The organism is Ruegeria sp. ABV3_008 (genome assembly GCF_056161185.1).
Window position 1 is genome coordinate 192,949 of the sequence record NZ_JBSWYP010000002.1, and the last position, 18,325, is coordinate 211,273.

At 59.7% G+C, this 18,325-nt stretch carries 23 protein-coding genes and 1 other RNA gene; 9 read left to right on the top strand and 15 right to left on the bottom strand.

The genetic code is table 11. The features are described 5' to 3' along the window. Positions 1-4: 4 nt before the first annotated feature. The 3 genes from ACXAH8_RS05060 to ACXAH8_RS05070 form a co-directional block, all read right to left on the bottom strand. Positions 5-1,195, bottom strand: coding sequence for a toxic anion resistance protein (locus ACXAH8_RS05060; RefSeq protein ID WP_170374831.1), 1,191 nt, complete (start codon positions 1,193-1,195; stop codon positions 5-7). 33 nt (positions 1,196-1,228) lie between these two features. After that, a complete protein-coding gene (locus tag ACXAH8_RS05065) occupies positions 1,229-2,143 on the bottom strand; it encodes a 5-bromo-4-chloroindolyl phosphate hydrolysis family protein (RefSeq protein ID WP_475216581.1) in 915 nt (304 codons plus the stop codon). A 174-nt stretch (positions 2,144-2,317) separates the two neighbouring features. After that, positions 2,318-3,196 carry a pseudouridine synthase gene (locus ACXAH8_RS05070; protein WP_475216583.1) on the bottom strand — a complete coding sequence of 293 codons (879 nt, stop codon included), beginning with the start codon at positions 3,194-3,196 and terminating at the stop codon, positions 2,318-2,320. On the opposite strand from ACXAH8_RS05070, the gene ACXAH8_RS05075 reads away from it, so the two are divergent. Next, positions 3,195-3,647: a nucleoside deaminase gene (locus tag ACXAH8_RS05075; RefSeq protein ID WP_170468152.1), complete on the top strand. Its 453-nt coding sequence runs from the start codon at positions 3,195-3,197 to the stop codon at positions 3,645-3,647. The two genes, ACXAH8_RS05070 and ACXAH8_RS05075, sit on opposite strands and share 2 nt — an antisense overlap. Here ACXAH8_RS05075 and ACXAH8_RS05080 read toward each other — a convergent pair. Both ACXAH8_RS05080 and ACXAH8_RS05085 read right to left on the bottom strand, forming a co-directional pair. Then, positions 3,644-4,810 carry a M24 family metallopeptidase gene (locus tag ACXAH8_RS05080; RefSeq protein WP_475216585.1) on the bottom strand — a complete coding sequence of 389 codons (1,167 nt, stop codon included), beginning with the start codon at positions 4,808-4,810 and terminating at the stop codon, positions 3,644-3,646. The two genes, ACXAH8_RS05075 and ACXAH8_RS05080, sit on opposite strands and share 4 nt — an antisense overlap. Then, entirely contained in the window at positions 4,810-5,502 is a 693-nt protein-coding gene (locus ACXAH8_RS05085; RefSeq protein WP_475216587.1) for a metal-dependent hydrolase, read from the bottom strand. Before ACXAH8_RS05085 ends, ACXAH8_RS05080 begins: the two co-directional genes overlap by 1 nt. Before the next feature lie 58 nt (positions 5,503-5,560). On the opposite strand from ACXAH8_RS05085, the gene ACXAH8_RS05090 reads away from it, so the two are divergent. Further along, the gene (locus ACXAH8_RS05090) at positions 5,561-6,217 is read left to right on the top strand and encodes a ceramidase domain-containing protein (RefSeq protein ID WP_475216589.1); all 657 of its coding nucleotides are present in this window, start codon (positions 5,561-5,563) and stop codon (positions 6,215-6,217) included. On the opposite strand, the gene ACXAH8_RS05095 is transcribed toward ACXAH8_RS05090, so the two are convergent. Then, positions 6,208-6,771, bottom strand: a complete 564-nt coding sequence (locus tag ACXAH8_RS05095; RefSeq protein ID WP_475216591.1) for a DUF4202 domain-containing protein — start codon at positions 6,769-6,771, stop codon at positions 6,208-6,210. The two genes, ACXAH8_RS05090 and ACXAH8_RS05095, sit on opposite strands and share 10 nt — an antisense overlap. A gap of 146 nt (positions 6,772-6,917) precedes the next feature. After that, positions 6,918-7,076, bottom strand: a complete 159-nt coding sequence (locus ACXAH8_RS05100) for a hypothetical protein (protein WP_170460730.1) — start codon at positions 7,074-7,076, stop codon at positions 6,918-6,920. Positions 7,077-7,295: 219 nt separating this feature from the next. Here ACXAH8_RS05100 and gatC point away from each other — a divergent pair, with 219 nt between their 5' ends. From gatC to rnpB, 5 genes are all read left to right on the top strand, one after another. Then, positions 7,296-7,583, top strand: a complete 288-nt coding sequence (gene gatC, locus ACXAH8_RS05105) for an Asp-tRNA(Asn)/Glu-tRNA(Gln) amidotransferase subunit GatC (protein ID WP_170325838.1) — start codon at positions 7,296-7,298, stop codon at positions 7,581-7,583. Positions 7,584-7,586: 3 nt separating this feature from the next. Then, complete coding sequence (gatA, locus tag ACXAH8_RS05110) at positions 7,587-9,074, top strand: Asp-tRNA(Asn)/Glu-tRNA(Gln) amidotransferase subunit GatA (RefSeq protein ID WP_475216594.1); 1,488 nt, start codon at positions 7,587-7,589, stop codon at positions 9,072-9,074. Between the two features lie 38 nt (positions 9,075-9,112). After that, a complete protein-coding gene (locus ACXAH8_RS05115) occupies positions 9,113-9,814 on the top strand; it encodes a hypothetical protein (protein ID WP_475216596.1) in 702 nt (233 codons plus the stop codon). Next, entirely contained in the window at positions 9,765-10,481 is a 717-nt protein-coding gene (locus ACXAH8_RS05120) for an N-acetylmuramoyl-L-alanine amidase (RefSeq protein ID WP_475216598.1), read from the top strand. The genes ACXAH8_RS05115 and ACXAH8_RS05120 overlap by 50 nt, the downstream gene beginning before the upstream one ends. Before the next feature lie 126 nt (positions 10,482-10,607). Further along, an RNA gene (gene rnpB, locus ACXAH8_RS05125) (RNase P RNA component class A) lies at positions 10,608-11,007 on the top strand. 9 nt (positions 11,008-11,016) lie between these two features. Here the strand turns inward: rnpB and ACXAH8_RS05130 are convergent. The 3 genes from ACXAH8_RS05130 to ACXAH8_RS05140 all read right to left on the bottom strand — a co-directional run bounded on the left by ACXAH8_RS05130 (position 11,017) and on the right by ACXAH8_RS05140 (position 12,895). After that, positions 11,017-11,349: a GYD domain-containing protein gene (locus tag ACXAH8_RS05130; RefSeq protein WP_475216600.1), complete on the bottom strand. Its 333-nt coding sequence runs from the start codon at positions 11,347-11,349 to the stop codon at positions 11,017-11,019. 76 nt (positions 11,350-11,425) lie between these two features. Beyond that, a complete protein-coding gene (locus tag ACXAH8_RS05135) occupies positions 11,426-12,247 on the bottom strand; it encodes a DUF2182 domain-containing protein (RefSeq protein ID WP_475216602.1) in 822 nt (273 codons plus the stop codon). A gap of 12 nt (positions 12,248-12,259) precedes the next feature. Then, the gene (locus ACXAH8_RS05140) at positions 12,260-12,895 is read right to left on the bottom strand and encodes a DUF1326 domain-containing protein (protein ID WP_475216605.1); all 636 of its coding nucleotides are present in this window, start codon (positions 12,893-12,895) and stop codon (positions 12,260-12,262) included. 279 nt (positions 12,896-13,174) lie between these two features. Here ACXAH8_RS05140 and rpmG point away from each other — a divergent pair, with 279 nt between their 5' ends. Next, the gene (gene rpmG, locus ACXAH8_RS05145) at positions 13,175-13,342 is read left to right on the top strand and encodes a 50S ribosomal protein L33 (RefSeq protein WP_037309480.1); all 168 of its coding nucleotides are present in this window, start codon (positions 13,175-13,177) and stop codon (positions 13,340-13,342) included. Between the two features lie 208 nt (positions 13,343-13,550). Next, positions 13,551-14,057: a hypothetical protein gene (locus ACXAH8_RS05150; RefSeq protein WP_170374852.1), complete on the top strand. Its 507-nt coding sequence runs from the start codon at positions 13,551-13,553 to the stop codon at positions 14,055-14,057. Between the two features lie 92 nt (positions 14,058-14,149). Here ACXAH8_RS05150 and ACXAH8_RS05155 read toward each other — a convergent pair whose 3' ends face one another. From ACXAH8_RS05155 to nrdH, 5 genes are read right to left on the bottom strand one after another with little or no spacing between them, the layout of a single operon-like run. Then, positions 14,150-14,536: a pyrophosphohydrolase domain-containing protein gene (locus tag ACXAH8_RS05155; RefSeq protein ID WP_475216608.1), complete on the bottom strand. Its 387-nt coding sequence runs from the start codon at positions 14,534-14,536 to the stop codon at positions 14,150-14,152. Further along, complete coding sequence (gene nrdF, locus ACXAH8_RS05160; RefSeq protein WP_475216610.1) at positions 14,536-15,507, bottom strand: class 1b ribonucleoside-diphosphate reductase subunit beta; 972 nt, start codon at positions 15,505-15,507, stop codon at positions 14,536-14,538. Before nrdF ends, ACXAH8_RS05155 begins: the two co-directional genes overlap by 1 nt. 11 nt (positions 15,508-15,518) lie before the next feature. Continuing rightward, positions 15,519-17,642 (bottom strand): class 1b ribonucleoside-diphosphate reductase subunit alpha, encoded by a 2,124-nt coding sequence (gene nrdE / locus ACXAH8_RS05165; RefSeq protein WP_475216612.1) that lies wholly within the window; start codon positions 17,640-17,642, stop codon positions 15,519-15,521. Further along, a complete protein-coding gene (nrdI, locus tag ACXAH8_RS05170; RefSeq protein WP_475217005.1) occupies positions 17,624-18,037 on the bottom strand; it encodes a class Ib ribonucleoside-diphosphate reductase assembly flavoprotein NrdI in 414 nt (137 codons plus the stop codon). The genes nrdE and nrdI overlap by 19 nt, the downstream gene beginning before the upstream one ends. A gap of 15 nt (positions 18,038-18,052) precedes the next feature. Continuing rightward, entirely contained in the window at positions 18,053-18,274 is a 222-nt protein-coding gene (gene nrdH, locus ACXAH8_RS05175; protein WP_170374861.1) for a glutaredoxin-like protein NrdH, read from the bottom strand. Between the last annotated feature and the right edge of the window lie 51 nt (positions 18,275-18,325).

Below are 18,325 nucleotides of genomic sequence, written 5' to 3' on the forward strand. Positions count from 1 at the left end.
CACCTTATCCCGGAACAGCCGTTCCGGCATTGTCGCCGGTCCCGTCACGCCGTGCCTTGGCGGCGGCCAGCGTGTCGCGCAATTCGGCCTCCATCTTCTGAAGCTCTTGCTCGGCAGCTGCGCGTTTGGCTTTGCCTTCGTCCGCGATCGCCAGGCTTTCATTGATCGTGCCGATCAGATCAGCGTTGGCCTGTTTGACGGCTTCGATGTCGAACACGCCACGCTCCATCTCTTCGCGGATCATCTTGTTCGACTCGCGCAGATTGGCCGCGTTCGAGGTCAGCAGCTCGTTGGTCAGATCGTTGGCGTCGCGCACTGCAGCGGCGGCTTCGGCGCTGCGCTGGATGGTAACGGCCTGCGCCAACTGGGTTTCCCACAGTGGCACGGTGTTGACCAAGGTTGAGTTGATCTTCGTCACCAGAGACTTGTCGTTTTCCTGAACCAACCTGATCGAGGGCAGTGACTGCATCGTCACCTGCCGGGTCAGTTTCAGGTCATGCACACGGCGTTCCAGATCGTCACGCGCGGCGCGCATGTCGCGCAGCTCCTGCGCTTTCATGACTTGCTGGTCTTCGGGCGCTGCCTGAACCTCGGCCTCTTTCTCGGGGATGTCGTGGCTATCCAACTCGGTCAGCTTTTCCTCGCCTGCAGCAATATAGAGCGCCAGCTCGTCATAGAACCCCAGCGTCTTTTCATAGAGCAGGTCCAGCGATTTGATGTCTTTCAGCAAAGTATGTTCGTGAGACAGCAAATCGTCTGTGATGCGGTCGATCTGCCCCTGAACCTCTTCGTATTGCGCGGTGAATTTGGCGAATGGGGCTGCACGGCCTAGCAGTTTTTCCCACCAGCTGCGTTCGCGGCGTACGTCCAACTCACTGACCGAGAACCCCCGGATCGTGGTGACGATGTTGCGCAGGCTGTCACCTGCGGGGCCAACATCCTTGTTGCGCACATCCGCCAGCATGGCTTGGCTGATCTCTTGCAATTCGGCCTGCGCGGAAGAGCCGAAGGCGACGATCGAATTGGTGTTGCCCATGTCGATCTCATCCATCCGCTTGCGGATCTCGGCGCTGACGGGTTCGTCGGCCTCTTCAAGCGAGACGACCTCGGCCTGCGGTTCGGGCAGGGCCACCGCGGTGACCTCTTGTACCAGTGTTTCGGCCTCAACCGCTTTGTTCTTGATCTCGTCGGACATAGGGGAGTTCCTCGCTCAAATATAAAGGGCCGGTCAGTCCAGCCGGACACCTTCGCGCTGCAGTCTTTCACGCAGCACGTCGATTTCGACCGTCAAATCACTACGGTCATCCAATAGCATTTTGCGCGTACGCGCGGCGAAATTTTGTTCCAGATCATCCAACAGGGCGGAGTAATCTGCCAAGGCCTGTCCGTCGCGGGTGCGGGCGTAGACATCCGCGAACTTGACGGTCGCATCACGTGCGCCCTGCAGATAGACGGTCAGATACTTCCGTGCGCCCGCCAGATCGCGTGGATCTTCTTCGACCGTGCGAAACAGATCGCGGGCGGTATCCTGAAACCGTTCGACACGCGCCTCGATCCGGCGATCTCCGGCGCGTTTGATAGCATCGGTCATCTCGGCCAGATGCTTTTCAGCGTCATCGACAACGCGGGCGACACGGTCTTGCTGGAACGTGTCGATACCCTCCATCCCCTTATTTTTCATGGGATCTAGGCCGAAAGACACAGAATGCAGGGTCGCGGCGGCGGCACCGAACAGGATCGGGGCTACAAGGCTTGCTTGTGATGCGGTCTCGGCGTCCAGAAACTCGCTACGGTAGGACGCGAGCGCAGCCCCCAACCCGGTCAGAACGCTGGCAAAGATCTTGCGAGGGAAGGCCGGGCGACGCGCGGTTTTGCGGGCGTTATAGGCGGCCTCGGCCCGCAACCCCTCGCGCAGCAAAAACGCGGCAGCGGTCAGAAGGCCAGCGGCAACAAGGCCCATGGTCATGCCAATCGCGCCATCGTTCAGCGACAAAAAGACCAGAGGGATGGCGGGAATGAACAGGATATTCGCCCGCGCGCCTGCTGGTTCAACCCGAGCATTGTCAAACTGGCCGCGCGGCAGCGGGCTGTCTGGCGAGTCCTGACCCTGAGGGCTGTATTTGCCACCGAACCGTTTGGCCATGGCTACAGACCCCCAAGCAGGCCAGTGCAGACGCCAAATAGCAGCACCAGAAGGGCCGCATAGGCCAGTTTTTGCACTCCGCTCCCGGACATTCAGCCCCCCAAATAGCAGCACTCACAGAAAATTTAGGGGATACGAGGGCTTGGCGCTAGGGGGAAGGTTGCTAAACCCGCATCACTTGCGGGGTTTCTTGCCGATCGGAGGGCGTTTGCGCTGCGGTCGGGTCGCGCGTTTCGCCGTACCTTCGGGTTTTTCACCCCCATCCAGACCAAGTTGATCGCGCATCACGCGGCGGCGGACCTCTTCAACCTCACCCGGTTTCAGGTCGCCCAGTTGGAACGGCCCGTAAGACACACGCAACAGGCGGTTCACGGTAAAGCCGATATCCTCGATTGCGCGGCGGATCTCGCGGTTTTTGCCTTCGCGCAGGCCGATGGTCAGCCAGGCATTTGCGCCCTGCTGACGATCCAGCGAGACGGTCATGGGCTGGAACCTTTCGCCCTTGATCACAAGACCTTTGCGCAGGGGGGCGAAGTCTTCGTCCTTGGGGCGTCCGTTCACCCGAACGCGGTATTTGCGCAGCCAACCGGTTGAGGGAAGCTCCAGCTTGCGTTTGATGCCGCCATCATTGGTCAGCAGCAACAGCCCTTCGGAATTCAGGTCCAGCCGGCCAACGGACATCACCCGAGGCATGCCTTCGGGCAGTTCGTCAAAGATCGTCGCGCGGCCTTTTTCGTCCTTGGTCGTGGTCACCAGACCGGTCGGCTTGTGATACAGCCACAGGCGTGAGGGTTCGGGTTCCGACACCGGTTTGCCGTCGACGGTGATCCTGTCTTTGCCGGTCACGTTCAGGGCGGGGCTTTTGATAGCCTTGCCGTTCACACTGACGCGGCCTGCTTCGATCATGCGTTCCGCCTCGCGCCGCGAGGCAACGCCAGCACGGGCCAGGACTTTGGCGATCCGGTCGCCGGGAGGAGGGGTGTTGCTCATGGCAGGGCCATACCCCATCCCGCCCGCTTGCGAAAGGCAGGTTTCTGAGGCAGTCAGGGGCATGGTGTTCAAATCACATATGGACGAGGCACTGGCCGAGGCCCGCGCGGCCGCCGAACGGGGGGAGGTTCCGGTCGGCGCGGTGATCGTCGCGTCCGACGGACGGGTCGTTGCCTCTGCCGGGAATCGCACGCGAGAGCTGAACGACCCAACCGCTCATGCCGAGATACTGGCGCTGCGCGCGGCCTGTGCCGAGGCGGGCTCGGAACGGCTGCCCGATCATGACCTTTATGTGACGTTGGAGCCTTGCGCGATGTGCGCAGCGGCTTTGGCGGCAGCACGCATCCGCCGCATCTACTACGGCGCGTCCGACCCGAAATCAGGTGGGGTCGCCCATGGCGCACGGGTTTTTGCGCACCCGCAGGCCCATCACAAGCCCGAGGTCTATGACGGCATCGCCGCTGACGAGGCCGCCGATCTACTCAGGCGCTTTTTCGCGAGCCAACGCGATTAGGATTTAACCACCATCTCTCGCGGGATATCGGCCAGCGGTTGGCCGCCCTCCGGCGTCACCACAAAGCTTTCGGTTATCGCCAGGCCCCAGTCCGGAGTCCACAGTCCCGGCATCAAGTGAAACGTCATGTTTTCCTGCAGTACCGTGGTGTCGCCGGGGCGTAGACTCATCGTGCGTTCTCCCCAGTCGGGCGGGTAGCTGAGGCCGATGGGATAGCCGGTGCGGTTGGCTTTTTCATATCCGGCGCGGGCGAAACTGACGTAGACGCAAGTGGCGATTTCCTCGCATGTAGTGCCGGGTCGGGCGGCTGCCAGAGTGGCCTCAATCGCCGTCAGAACCGCTGCTTCGGCCCGGCGGACGTCATCCGGTGGATCGCCCAGAAACAGACTGCGACTGGCGGGACAGTGGTAGCGCCGGTAGCAGCCGGAGATCTCGAAATAGGTGGCCTCTCCGCGCGCCAAAGGCCTGTCATTCCAGGTGATATGCGACGCCGAGGCCTCACGCCCTGAAGGAGCAATCGGCACAATAGCAGAGTAGTCGCCCGCCAAACCGGGCAGGCCCGCAATGCCTGCGGCCTGCACTTGGGCGACCAGTTGGTTCTTGGGCAGGCCTTCGCAAAATGCCTCGCGCAGCACCCCATGCATATGCGCGGTCAACTGGCCCGCCTTGCGCATCATGTCGATCTCGGCGTCGCTTTTGACCGCACGCTGCCAGTTCACCAGACCCGTGGCATCGATCGTTTCACCGAACGCGCGCTCAAGAATGCGGTGGCTGGCGGCGGAGTAGTAGTAATTGTCCATCTCGACGCCCAGCCCTCGGGTCCAGTCCCGGTCACGCAGCGCGAGAACCAGAGCGTCGACGGGATGGTGATCGGGGTGTTGGACGTGTTCTTCCGGCCAGTCCAACAAGTCGGACCGGTCAAGCCAGGTGGTCTGCGCGGCACCGGCCTTGTCCTGCGTGCGCCCCCACCACAGAGGCGCGCCTTGTGCGGGTAGGATCACCATCTGCGGGACGTAGAAGCTCCAGCCGTCATACCCGGTAAGCCAGGCCATGTTGGATGGGTCGGTGACCAGCAGAGTCTCAATCCCGCGCGCGTTCATCGCCGCGCGGGTCTTGCTCAGACGGTCCGCGTATTCCTGCGCGCTGAAATCTGACGCAGGCATCAGAGAGAGATCGCTTTCATGACTTCAGGTTCGATCACGTCCACACCGGGCAGACTGTCGATCAGAGTCTGCGCGGATTGCTCAAGAATGGGGAAGGTTTTGTAGTGGCAGGGAATCACCGTTTTAAAGTTGAAGTACCGCTTGGCGGCATAGGCGGTGGCTTTCATGTCCATGGTGAAATGTCCGCCCGCCGACAAAATGCCGATATCGGGTTTGTAGTAATCCGCCATCCAATCCATATCCGCCATCACATCGGTATCACCCGAGACATAGAGCATACGCCCCTCGGCTGCGATCATGAACCCAACCTCACTGCCGCCGGTGCGCAGCCCGTCCGGGGTCGAGAAGGTCGAGCTGTGCGAGGCAGGCACCATCGTGACCTTGATGCCGTTCAGATTGACAGTTCCGCCTTTGTTGAAGCCGATGGTCTCGATCCCTTCGGCCTCGGCCCAATAACCCATGAGGTCGTACTGACCGACCACCGGCACCTTCAGGTGTTTGGCCAAAGGCAGGATGTCGACGACATGGTCGAAATGCGTGTGGGTCAGAAGGATATGCGTGGCACCTTCGACGGCTGCATCATGCTGATCCTCGGGCAGAGACGGGTTGCCGGTCAGCCATGGGTCGACCAGCAGCACCTGACCTTCCGTTTCAATGCGAAAGCTGCCATGGCCCAACCAAATGATGTTCATGAGAAATCCTCCTGCGATGCCTATTGGCATCACACTAGCATCCGTTATGTAAAAGTTCATGGATTGGTTTCAGGAAATTGATGGGTATTGCGAACGCCTTACCCCCGCCTATTGGGCCGAGCCGATCAACGCGGTGACCAACGCTGCGTTTCTGATCGCGGCTTTCATCATGTGGCGCAGGGTGCGCGGGCAGGGGATGCCTCTGGCGATGCTGCTGGTTGTGATCCTCGCCACGATCGGGATCGGCAGCTATCTGTTTCACACCCACGCGCAGGTCTGGGCAGCGTTGGCCGATGTCGCGCCGATCCTTCTGTATATTCTGGTCTATATCTTTGCGATCAATCGGCACGTCTGGCAGATGCGTCCTCTGCCCGCCACGATGGTGACCGCGCTTTTCATTCCCTATGCCGCCGCGACCCTGCCTTTGTTTCAACTGGTGCCCGGGTTGGGAGGGTCCGCCGCATACGCGCCGGTGCCGCTGCTGATCCTGATCTATGCGTTTCTGCTGCGCAATCGCACACCGGAAACGGCCCGAGGGCTAGCGATTGGCGCGTTTATCCTGATCGCCTCGATCACCTTCCGCGCTTTGGATGAGCCACTATGCATGCAGCTTCCTCTGGGTACACATTTCATGTGGCACATCCTGAACGCAACCATGCTGGGCTGGATGATCGAGGTCTATCGCAGGCACCTGACCCGCGCGTCTCAGTCCTGAAACGCAGCAGCCAGGTTTTCGGGCAGATCGAACTCCTGCAGAACCCGCGCGCGACCCTCGGCTGACATCTTCCGGGCGGTCTTTTCGACAATGCTCTGAATCTTTTCGGCCGAGTGTTTTGCGGCGAAAGGCGCAAAATACCATTTCAGGAATACAAAGCAGATGACATCCTCAAGCGCCTGAACCTCATCATCGCGCTTGATGCCTTGCTTGCGTAGCATGCGCCCAGTCGCGTCGACGTCATCCGCGTCGTATCCGGCCTGCTGCATCAGGCCCATGACAACCTCAGCGTGATGGACACCCTGCGCCTTGCGCCAGGCCAGATATCCGGCACGACCTTCGGGATATTCGTTGCGCGCCAGCTTCCAGCGTTCAACGTGTTGCCCACGGGCGGCAATCTGCAACATGTCCGAGGCGTCAGGGAACAGCCTGTCCATCTCAGTGCTCATGCGCTGACCATAGATCAGCTCGACCGGTTGGCCGTCTTCGATGTTGGGGTCTTGCCTGTTGGCCGCATCAATCGCGTCCAGAACGGCTTGCTTGCGCGCGCTCATCTTCTGCTCCGTTGGTTCTTGCCGAACCAACCTTACGGTTCGGCGCATCACTCGGTCTACCGTAGCGGGTCGCGTCGAAAAGAGCAGCAGTCAATTGTTGCCGTCCGGGCCGGGCAGTTATCACCCGACCCGGGGCAGGGGGTCTATCACTTGTTCGTCTTGACCTGATCCTGGCTGACAACCTCGGGGGCAGGAGTGGGGAAGGTCAGATCAGGTGTCAGGGTATTCATTGTTGGGCCAAAAGCCTGTGCTTGCGACGCTACAACAGTGGTGGCCACTACAAATGCAATCAGGAAGGGTTTCATGTCTCTACTCCGGGTTTTGGCTGTGCCGTGAAATAGAAATGAACAGTTCAGTTCAGTCTTTCAAGAGTAAAAATGAACTAAACGGTTTACTTTTTTGCATGGGAGGTATGCAAAATGGAAAAGAGGCCATGTCAGATGATGCCAGGGCAGACCCTATCGCGCTCTTGCGACCCGGACCCCGGACGGGTAAATGCCCCCTAACGCATATGAGGTTTTCCGATGTCGATTGACCAAAGCACCGCCGCCAAGGTGGCCAAACTGGCCCGGATCAAGGTCGAGGATGACGCGCTGCCCGCGCTGGCGTCCGAGTTCAACACCATCCTTGGGTTCATCGAGCAACTGAACGAAGTGGATGTCGAAGGCGTCGAGCCGATGGTCTCGGTCGAGCCTATGCGCCTGAAACGTCGTGAGGATGTGGTCACCGACGGAAACCAGCAGGACAAGGTTCTGGCCAACGCCCCCGATGCGCGCGAAGGCTTTTTCGCAGTCCCCAAAGTGGTGGAGTAAGACATGAGCGATCTGAACAAACTGGGCCTGGCAGAGGCTCGCGACGCGTTGCGCAAGGGGGATGTGACTTCGGTTGAGCTGACCGAAGCTTGCCTTGCGGCCATCGATGAGGCCGGCGCGCTGAACGCCTTTGTCCACAAAACGCCCGAGCTTGCGCTGGCGCGCGCCAAGGCTGCTGACGAGCGGATCAAGGGGGGCGATGCGCCCTCGATGTGCGGTCTGCCGATCGGCATCAAGGATCTGTTCTGCACCAAGGGCGTGCCCTCGCAGGCGGCCTCGAAGATCTTGGAAGGCTTCAAGCCGGAATATGAATCCACCGTGTCGCAGCAACTGGCAGATGCCGGAGCGGTAATGCTGGGCAAGCTGAACATGGATGAATTCGCGATGGGTTCGTCCAACGAAACCTCAACCTACGGCAACGCAGTCAGCCCATGGCGTCGCGGCAATGACGATGCGCCGCTGACACCGGGTGGTTCGTCGGGTGGGTCTGCCTCGGCTGTCTCCGCCGACTTGTGTCTGGCCGCAACCGGAACCGACACGGGCGGATCGATCCGACAGCCCGCCGCCTTTGTCGGCATCACTGGCATCAAGCCAACTTATGGCCGTTGTTCGCGTTGGGGCATCGTGGCCTTCGCCTCCTCGCTGGACCAAGCGGGCCCGATGACCAAGAGCGTGCGCGACGCAGCGATCATGCTTGAGACGATGTGTGGTCACGATCCCAAGGATTCCACTAGCGCCGAACTGGCCGTGCCTAATTTCGAGGCGATGCTGACCGGCGACATCAAAGGCAAAAAGATCGGTATCCCCAAGGAATACCGCATGGACGGTATGCCTGCCGAGATCGAAAAGCTCTGGGCAGATGGCGCCGAGATGCTGAAGGCTGCAGGGGCCGAGATCGTCGATATCTCGCTACCGCACACCAAATACGCGCTGCCTGCCTACTACGTGATTGCCCCGGCCGAGGCGTCCTCGAACCTCGCCCGTTACGACGGTGTTCGCTATGGCCGGCGCGCGCAACTGGCGCAGGGCGATGGCATCACCGAGATGTACGAGAAAACCCGCGCGGAAGGGTTCGGCCACGAGGTCCAGCGTCGCGTGATGATCGGAACCTACGTGTTGTCGGCAGGTTTCTACGATGCCTACTACAATCGCGCGCGCAAGGTCCGTACCCTGATCAAGAAGGACTTCGAGGATGTCTTTGCTGCGGGTGTCGACGCGATTCTGACCCCGGCGACCCCGTCTGCGTCCTTCGGTCTGGGCGAGATGACCGAGGCTGATCCCGTTCAAATGTACTTGAACGACGTCTTCACCGTGACCGTGAACCTGGCTGGATTGCCGGGTATTTCGGTGCCTGCAGGCCTTGATAAACAAGGGCTGCCGCTGGGTCTGCAACTGATCGGTCGACCCTGGGATGAAGGCGACCTGCTCAACACCGCCTATGCTTTGGAAAGCGCGGCAGGCTTTGTGGCAAAACCGGCACAATGGTGGTAACTTTCCAGCCGCGACGCCAGCAGAAACGGAGTCACCTGATGCGCTGTTTGCCATTGATCCCGGCTTTCGCCCTGTTCGCGGCCTGCAACACGGTCGCGCCCATCTCGAACCCGGGATTCAACACGCCACAATATCAGGCACAGCGCGAGGCGCAGCTGTCCGGCCAAGGGGCTGTCGTCAACCCGCTTCTGGCACCGGTCGATGTCTCTGAGCAGACCTTGGGCAGTCCGGGAACGGTCTCGACGCTGCCTGCTGCCACTGGCGCGAACGCCGATATCGCCAACCAGACGGCGGCAGCCCTTGCAAGCACATCCGACGCAGGCGTTCAAACTCCCTTGCCAAGTAACACGGGCATCTCGGACGAACAGGATTTTGGGGCAGTGTCCGAACGCCGCAGCATCGAATCCGATGCCGCTCGAATCGAACAGAACCGCCAGACCTACGAAGTGGTCGCACCCACGGCCGTGCCGGAACGCGGCACCGACGGTCAACCTAACATCGTGCAATACGCGCTGAGTACATCGAACCCGGTTGGAACGCAGCTTTACAGCCGCGCGGGGTTCAACCTGCAGGCCAAAGCACAGCGCAACTGCGCGCAATTCCCCTCGCCAGATCAGGCCCAGATCGCTTTCCTATCGAACGGAGGGCCACAGCGCGACCGCAAAGGACTGGACCCGGATGGCGACGGCTATGCCTGTAGCTGGGACCCGAGCCCGTTCCGCAGTGCCATCAACAACTAAGCCTGCGCCGGTCTGGCACGCTTCGCCGAATTTCGGCCCCCGCCGCGACGGCCTGACACCGGCGCTGATTGTCCTGCACTACACCGCGATGGATAGCGCTCAGGCTGCGCTGGAGCGCCTCTGTGACCCACAAGCCGAGGTATCGGCGCATTACCTGATTGGTTCCGACGGTATGCTCTGGCAGATGGTGCGCGAAGAAGACCGTGCATGGCACGCCGGTGCGGGCGAGTGGCACGGTCAGACCGACATCAACTCGCGCTCCATCGGGATCGAACTGGATAACACCGGAGCACACCCTTTCTCGAATTTGCAATTGGCAACACTGGAAACCCTCCTGCCTCAGATCATGTCGCGCTGGGCGATTCCTCCCGAGGGCGTGATTGGCCATTCTGACATGGCCCCCGGCCGAAAAAGCGACCCCGGATCAAAGTTCGACTGGCAGCGGCTCGAACGTCAGGGTTTGGCCGCCGCACGCGGAACCCAAACCGCCCCGGCAGACATCACGTGCGACAACTTCCGCACACTGGCCCGCGCCGCAGGTTTCACTGCCGATGTCCCGAACGAGACGCTTCTGGCTGCCATCCGCCTACGATACCGCCCCTGGGGTACAGGTCCGCTCTCACTTGCCGATTTCAAGGCGCTCAGGTCGACCCCACGCACAACCTGATCCGCTCTTCATCTGGCCAAAAATATCTCGGGGATGAATTGGCCAAAGGCCAAGAAGGGGCTGGCCCCTTCCTCCACCCCATCCACCCTTGACGCGACCGGGAACACAGCATACCCACCCCTCTGCGCGGAGGGCCGGATGGCCGCTGGGGTCGCAAGACCCGAGAGGAAAGTCCGGACTCCACAAGACAACGGTGCCGGGTAACGCCCGGGCGGGGCAACCCGACGGAAAGCGCCACAGAAATCAGACCGCCTGCGACTTCGGTCAAAGGTAAGGGTGAAACGGTGGGGTAAGAGCCCACCGCGCCGCTGGCAACAGCGGCGGCACGGCAAGCCCCACCGGGAGCAATGCCAAATAGGGTCCCCGCGCGGGATGGTCGGCGTCCGCCGATACCACCGCTAAGCGCGTCTTGGCCGAGAGGGACCGGGTTGGCAGCTTGAGCCGCGCAGCAATGCGCGGCCTAGAGGAATGGTCATCGAAGGGGGCAACCCCGGAACAAGATCCGGCTTACAGGCCCTCCGCGCGTATCCTATTGTCAGTTGCCGGGGGGCGTATAGGCCCCGACCAGTTTCGCGGCCTTTTTCTGGACCGCCACGAAGTCCTTCGCTTTCCAAGCTCTTACGGTTTCTATTTTGGATACCGCGCCAGAGGCGGCGACCGCCATGCCAACTGCAACTGCGTCCGTCTCGTCCGGTGCTTCGCTGATGACAACCACGTCGTTCTCCCCCGTCGTGATGTAGAAGGCCAAAAGCTTGGCACCGACCTTTTTCAACAGCGCTTTGACGGCGTCCGTCCGATCGGATGGTTTGCCGACCATCCCCTTCGCGCCTTTCTGTGAATAGGATGCATAGGTGATAAAAATAGGCATGGATGCCTCCTGACTGAAGTTTAGGGACCCTTGATTGGGCCGGTCCTTTGGCCTGAAATCCGATCCGAGGCGTGCGCTAAGGCACGGCCACCAGCCAGACGCCAAGAATGATCAGCGCCGCACCGGTTGCAGGCACCAGCCACATGGCGCGCGGCATCAGTTTCTCCAACGCGACGTAAATGGCGACGCCGACGATCCAATAGAGGTTCATCACTCCGCCCACGAACAGCAGCAGCATCAGGGCCCAGCAGCAGCCCAGACAATAGGCTCCGTGCAGCGCGCCGGTGCGGAATGCGCCATAGGCGTAGGGTCTGTTATGGTCGGCCAGAAAACGCGCCGGGCTGCGGCAATGGCGTAGACAGGCGGTTTTGAGGCTAGACAGTTGGTACAGCCCCGCTGCGATCATAACGCACCCGGCCGCCGTCCGAGAGCGGATGGTCATCATCGGGCCATCGGACAGTCCAACAACTTCCAACTGCCATTGTGCGCCGGTTGCCAGCACGCTGAACAAGGCCCAGGCCACCAGATAGCCGGCCAGAAAAAACAGGCTCAGCCGCGCCGTATTGGCCTTGTCCGGCCCGACCCGTTTCAACGCCATGAACAGCAGAACAGTAGGGGCGGCGCTGGGTGTCATCATCGCGATCATCATCACCCACCACATTAGGAAGATCAGCACGGCATAAGGCGCCGTCCAATCTACCTCGGTCGCCATCTGCATTGGGTTGCCAATCGGGCGGGCCATCCGGGTCATGTCCACGGCGGTCATGTTCATGCCAACCCCGGCAATCGTGTACCATGACGCCGCAAGAATGATCAGCGCGACACAGACCAGAACAACGCTACGGTCATGCCGAAGCACCCGATCAACCAAATGGCTCGGTGGTGGGGATTCAGTCATTGGACACCCGGCCTAAGCGCCCAGAACCCCGTGTCCCGAGATGTTGAGATGCGCCAGATGCGCGTGGGTCGCATCAAAGGCCAGGCTGATCGCCGCACCCGTGGTTTGGGCCGAGCCCGAGGCCGCCTCGGCGGTGCGATATTCGAACCCGTTGGGCAGATGGAACGCCGCTCGATGTGGATCGCCTGTTACGATATTGGGGATCGGTCTGACTTTAACATCGAACACACCTGTCACTTTCGCATAGCCGGTCCGGTCCTCGCGGCTCCAGTCCAGTTCGATCGGAACGTACAGAGTTTCGTGTTTCTTGGGCGCCATTGCACTGAAGACGTACCACATGGTCGCCATTTCATCGGTGTCTTCGCCGGACATGATCGCCTGCAACGCAGCGCGCTGATCGGCATTGGCGCTTTCGTCGATGATCAACTGCATCTGGCCATTGCCTTCATGGATTGGGCCGGGCCAGTGATACACGCCCGCTGCCCGCACACCGGCAAGATCCGTGTCGCCATAGTGGCCGGATTCAATATCGAACACGACGACGGCCTCGCAATTGCCATGGGTGGGTAGAACACTGAACTGGCATGGGCAGCCGAAGTTGCAGTTACAATTGGCCAGCTCTTCGGCCTGCAGTTTCCATTCTGTCATGATTAACCCCCAAACACGCTTAAACGTAATCTGCCGTTTTAGGGTCGAGCCTGATATGGATGCCTCGAAGGCCGGGCTTGGCGCCGACTTTTGGGTCTTCCGAATTGAGCGACCATATCACGAAAGCGTGATCGCGCCAAATCCGGTGCGAGTTAGCAACTAAGCTTTTGTGCGCCTCACTTGCGGAATCCGGTTGACTCGGGCGCGCGACGGGGTAAAAGCGCACGCTCATAGGAATTCAACCGGAAGGCCCTGCCTTTTCGGACGCAGGAGATAACCATGGCGAAGCCGACGACAATCAAGATCCGCCTGAACTCGACCGCGGGCACGGGCCACTTCTACGTGACCAAGAAAAACGCGCGTACGATGACCGAGAAAATGACCATTCGTAAATACGACCCGGTCGTTCGGAAACATGTCGAGTACAAGGAAGGCAAGATTAAGTAATCTGCCGTTCCAATTGGACATTTTGAAAAGGGCTCTGAATTGTCAGAGCCCTTTTTCTTTGTGACGCGAACGCTGGCTTCGCCGTGTGACAGGAACAGGTCCGTTGCAGGGACGCATCAGCGCCACGCCCCTTCGCACCTGCCGCGGCTTGCTTTTTGCATCTCGCTACCGCTACGGTTTAGCAAATCGCCACAAAATGTTGACCGTCATGAAAAAAATCTTGCTACCGACAATCGCCGTTTTGACCCTCGCGGCTTGTGAAGACCCCTTCAATCGCCAAGGTGTCGGGTTCACCGGGATTGATGGTGAACCGCGCACGGTGTCCGATGTTCCGGGAGCCGTCGCCTTCTTACCGCCAGCGACCAATGTCCCGGCCGAGCTTGCGGAATTGCCGACTGTCTCAGTCCTATCCGACAAGGTCGGGATCGATAAGATTGCCGGTGTGGCGATCGAAAACGGCGGTCAGTCGCCTGCAAACGCGGTGGAGCTATCGGGAAGCAGCCAGAACCTGTATCTGAGCACAGTGAATGTGAACGGCACCCTGTTCGGAGTTGTTCGGACTCGCTCAAACAGCACTCGGGTCGATAACTCTGTGGGGGCGGCGTTTGGCAGAGAGACCGAACGCTTTACCGGTTGCCTGCCTGCAGGAGATGTCTACAGCAAGGGCTCATCCGATCGCAGCTCAGGCTTTGCGGTGCCGTTGAACTGCAGCTGATCCGGTTGAAAATCAGTTGAAGTGAAAAAAGGCGGGGATTTCCCCGCCCTGTTCATTTTCACCGATCGCTTTTCGTCCCAATCAAGGCGGTGTTAGCCATCCTCAAGGATGCGGGCGAGGTCGGGCCGGCGGAAGGCCGGACCTTTCAGCACTTTGCCATCTTCGCGCAGAACCGGTTTCCCATCGGCGCCCAGCTTGGACATGTTCGAGGCATGGACCTCCTCCATCGCCGCTTGTTTGACACTGTGTAGGCCGAATTCCAGAAAGGTGCCGTCCAGCACGTATTGGATGTCACACAGGGCATCTAGCACCTCGACCAGATTGCCATCCTCCACCGCTGCGCGCAGCTCCGCGACTTCCTCTTCGAGGATCGCCAACCGCATCTGTGCGCGCGTCTCGGGGATTGCGGGTGCTTCCACGACCGGCACTTCGAAGGCTTCGTGCCAGTCCCGAACGATGGTCAGAGTGTCCTTTGCCATCAGAAATCCCAATCTTCGTCCTCGGTCGCTACGGCCTTGCCGATGACATAAGAGGAGCCAGAGCCCGAGAAGAAGTCGTGGTTCTCGCTGTCCGGGCTGAGGGCGGCCAGAATCGCCGGATTCACTTCGGACACTTCTGGTGGGAACAGGGCCTCGAACCCGAGGTTCTGCAACGCTTTGTTGGCGTTGTAGTGGAGGAAGACCTTCACATCCTCGGTCAGGCCGAGTTCGTCATAGAGCTCCTCGGTGTACTGGTTCTCGATCCCGTAAAGTTCGAACATCAAGCCAAAGGCATAGTCCTTCAACTTCTGCTGTTCCGCCTCGGAGAGCTTCTCGTAGCCGCGCTGGAATTTGTAGCCGATGTAATAGCCATGAACGGCTTCATCCCGAATGATCAGGCGTATTAGGTCGGCGGTGTTGGTCAGCTTGGCGCGGCTAGACCAGTACATGGGCAGGTAGAAGCCGGAATAGAACAGGAAACTTTCCAGAAACACCGACGCGACCTTGCGTTTCAGCGGATCGTTGCCCGGAGCGTATGTGTTCAGGATCGCCTCGGCCTTGGCCCGCAGATGCGGGTTTTCTTCGGACCAGCGGAAGGCCTCGTCGATCTCTTTGGTTGAACAGAGCGTCGAGAAGATCGAGGAATAGCTGCGCGCATGAACCGCCTCCATAAAGGCGATGTTGGTCAGCACGGCCTCTTCATGCGGGGTTACGGCATCAGGCATCAGGGCAGGGGCCCCGACCGTGTTCTGGATCGTGTCCAGCAGGGTCAGGCCGGTAAAGACGCGGATGGTCAGCTGCTTTTCATGATCCGTCAGCGTGGCCCAGCTTTGGATGTCATTGGACAGCGGCACCTTTTCGGGAAGCCAGAAATTGACCGTCAGGCGGTTCCAGACCTCAAGGTCCTTGTCATCCTCCAGCCGGTTCCAGTTGATGGCGCGGGGGATTTTGGTTTGGATCATGTCTTTCATATCGTTTCCCCTTACAGCGAGCAGGATACGCAGCCCTGCACCTCGGTCCCTTCCAGGGCCTCCTGGCGCAGACGTACGTAATAAATGGTTTTGATGCCTTTTTTCCACGCGTAGATCTGCGCGCGGTTGATATCTCGGGTCGTGGCCTCGGCCGGGAAGAACAGGGTTAGCGACAGGCCTTGATCCACATGCTCGGTCGCCGCTGCATAGGTGTCGATCAGCGCCTCGGGGCCGATCTCATAGGCATCGCGGTAGTATTCGAGGTTTTCATTGCTCATGAAAGCCGCCGGGTAGTAGACGCGGCCGATCTTGCCCTCTTTGCGGATTTCGATCTTCGAGACGATGGGGTGGATCGAAGAGGTCGAGTTGTTGATATAGCTGATCGACCCGGTGGGCGGCACCGCCTGAAGGTTGCGGTTATAGAGGCCGTGTTTCATCACATCTGCCTTCAACGCTTCCCAATCGCCGCGCGTGGGCAGGGTCATGCCATCGAACAGCCCTTTCACCTTGTCGCTTTCAGGCAGCCAGTCACGGGTGGTGTATTTGTCGAAGAATATGCCCGAAGCATATTCGGAGTCTTCGAACCCTTTGAAAGATGTCTTGCGTTCCTGTGCCAGATCACAGGAGGTGCGGATCGCGTGATAGGCCACGGTCGCGAAGTATACGGACGTGAACTCGACCCCCTCTGGCGAGCCATAGTGGATATGTTCGCGTGCCAGAAACCCGTGCAGGTTCATCTGTCCCAGTCCGATTGCGTGGCTTTCATCATTGCCCCGACGTACCGACGGCACCGAGTCAATCGCCGACATCTCGGACACCGCTGTCAGCGCGCGGATCGCAGCGCCGACAGTGCGGCCCAGATCACCGCCATCCATCGTCTTGGCAATATTCAGCGAGCCGAGGTTGCAGGAGATATCCGTGCCCAGATGGGAATAGCTGAGGTCATCGTTGAACTCGGAAGCTTCATTGACCTGCAAAATCTCGGAGCACAGGTTCGACATGTTGATCCGGCCCGCAATGGGGTTCATCCGGTTCACCGTGTCTTCGAACATCACGTAGGGATAGCCGGATTCGAACTGAATCTCGGCGATGGTCTGGAAGAATTCACGCGCGTTGACTTTGGATTTACGGATGCGCTTGTCATCGACCATCTCGTGATATTTCTCGGTCACCGAGATTTCCGAGAACGGCACGCCGTAGAACTTTTCCACGTCATGGGGCGAGAACAGGTACATATCGGCGTTCTTTTTCGCCAACTCGAAAGTGATATCAGGGATCACCACACCGAGGCTCAGCGTTTTGATCCGGATCTTCTCATCCGCGTTTTCGCGCTTGGTGTCGAGGAAGCGCATGATGTCCGGGTGGTGCGCGTTCAGATACACCGCACCCGCGCCTTGCCGCGCACCCAGCTGGTTGGCGTAGGAGAAGCTGTCCTCTAGCAGTTTCATCACTGGGATCACGCCGGAGGACTGGTTCTCAATGCCTTTTATCGGCGCGCCGTGCTCGCGGATGTTGGTCAGCAGCAGCGCTACACCTCCACCGCGTTTGGACAGTTGCAGGGCCGAGTTGATGCCGCGCCCGATGCTCTCCATGTTGTCCTCAAGCCGCAGCAGGAAGCACGAGATCAGCTCTCCGCGCGAGGCTTTACCGGCGTTCAGGAAGGTGGGGGTGGCGGGCTGGAAGCGACCGTCGAGGATTTCCTCCATAAAGGACAGGGCCAGTGCCTCATCGCCGCGCGCCAGCGCTAGCGCGGTCATGACGACGCGGTCCTCATAGCGTTCCAGGAAACGCTGCCCATCACGGGTTTTCAGCGTATAAGAGGTGTAATATTTGAACGCGCCCAGAAAGGTCGGGAACCGGAACTTCTTGGCATAGGCCGCGTCCCAGATCTTGCGCATGAAGTTCTTGGAATACTGGTCCAGAACGGCCTCTTCGTAGTAGCCCTCGGACACCAGATACCCAAGCTTTTCGTCCAGCGAGTGGAAGAACACGGTATTCTGGTTCACGTGCTGCAGGAAATACTGCCGCGCGGCCATACGATCGGCATCGAACCGGATCTTTCCCTCACCATCGTAGAGGTTTAGCATCGCGTTCAACGCGTGATAGTCCTGCTCGTTTACGCTGCTGTCGAGCATAGGTTTCTCCCTAGTTTTTCCAGCCCGGCGCGGACGCGGGCGATGTCGGTCTCTGTGCCGGCCAGCTCAAACGTGTAGAGCAGCGGTACGTTGCATTTCTGGGCGATGATGCGACCGGCCAAAGCGTAGGTCGCACCGAAATTGCGGTTGCCTGTGCCGATCACTCCAAGGATCCCGGTGCGTCTGTCCGGGTCGTTCAGAAACCGGATCACCTGTTTAGGAACCGCCCCGCGCCCTTCGCCATCGGCATAGGTGGGGCTGATCAGCACGTATGGGTGTCCGGGGTCAGGCAGCGGGTCCATCCCGTTCGGAATGCGGAAAGAACTCAGGCCCAGCCGCGAGACAAAGCGGTGGGTGTTTCCGGATTTCGATGAGAAATAGACCAGCGCCGGGATCGGCGCGGCCATGGATCAGGCCAGTTGGGCGATCATGTCCGGGCGGAAACCCGACCAGTGATCACTGCCCGCCACAACGACAGGGGCCTGACGATAGCCCAGCTCGGTCACATGGGTCATGGCGCTGTCGTCCTGGGTCAGATCGATGACGTCATAGGTGATGCCTTTTGCATCCAGCGCGCGGGTGGTGGCGGTGCATTGTACGCATGCGGGTTTGGAATATACGGTAATGCTCATGTCGTCCTCTGTCCTTTTAATGAATGCCGAGGACGCTGCGGGCAAAATGAA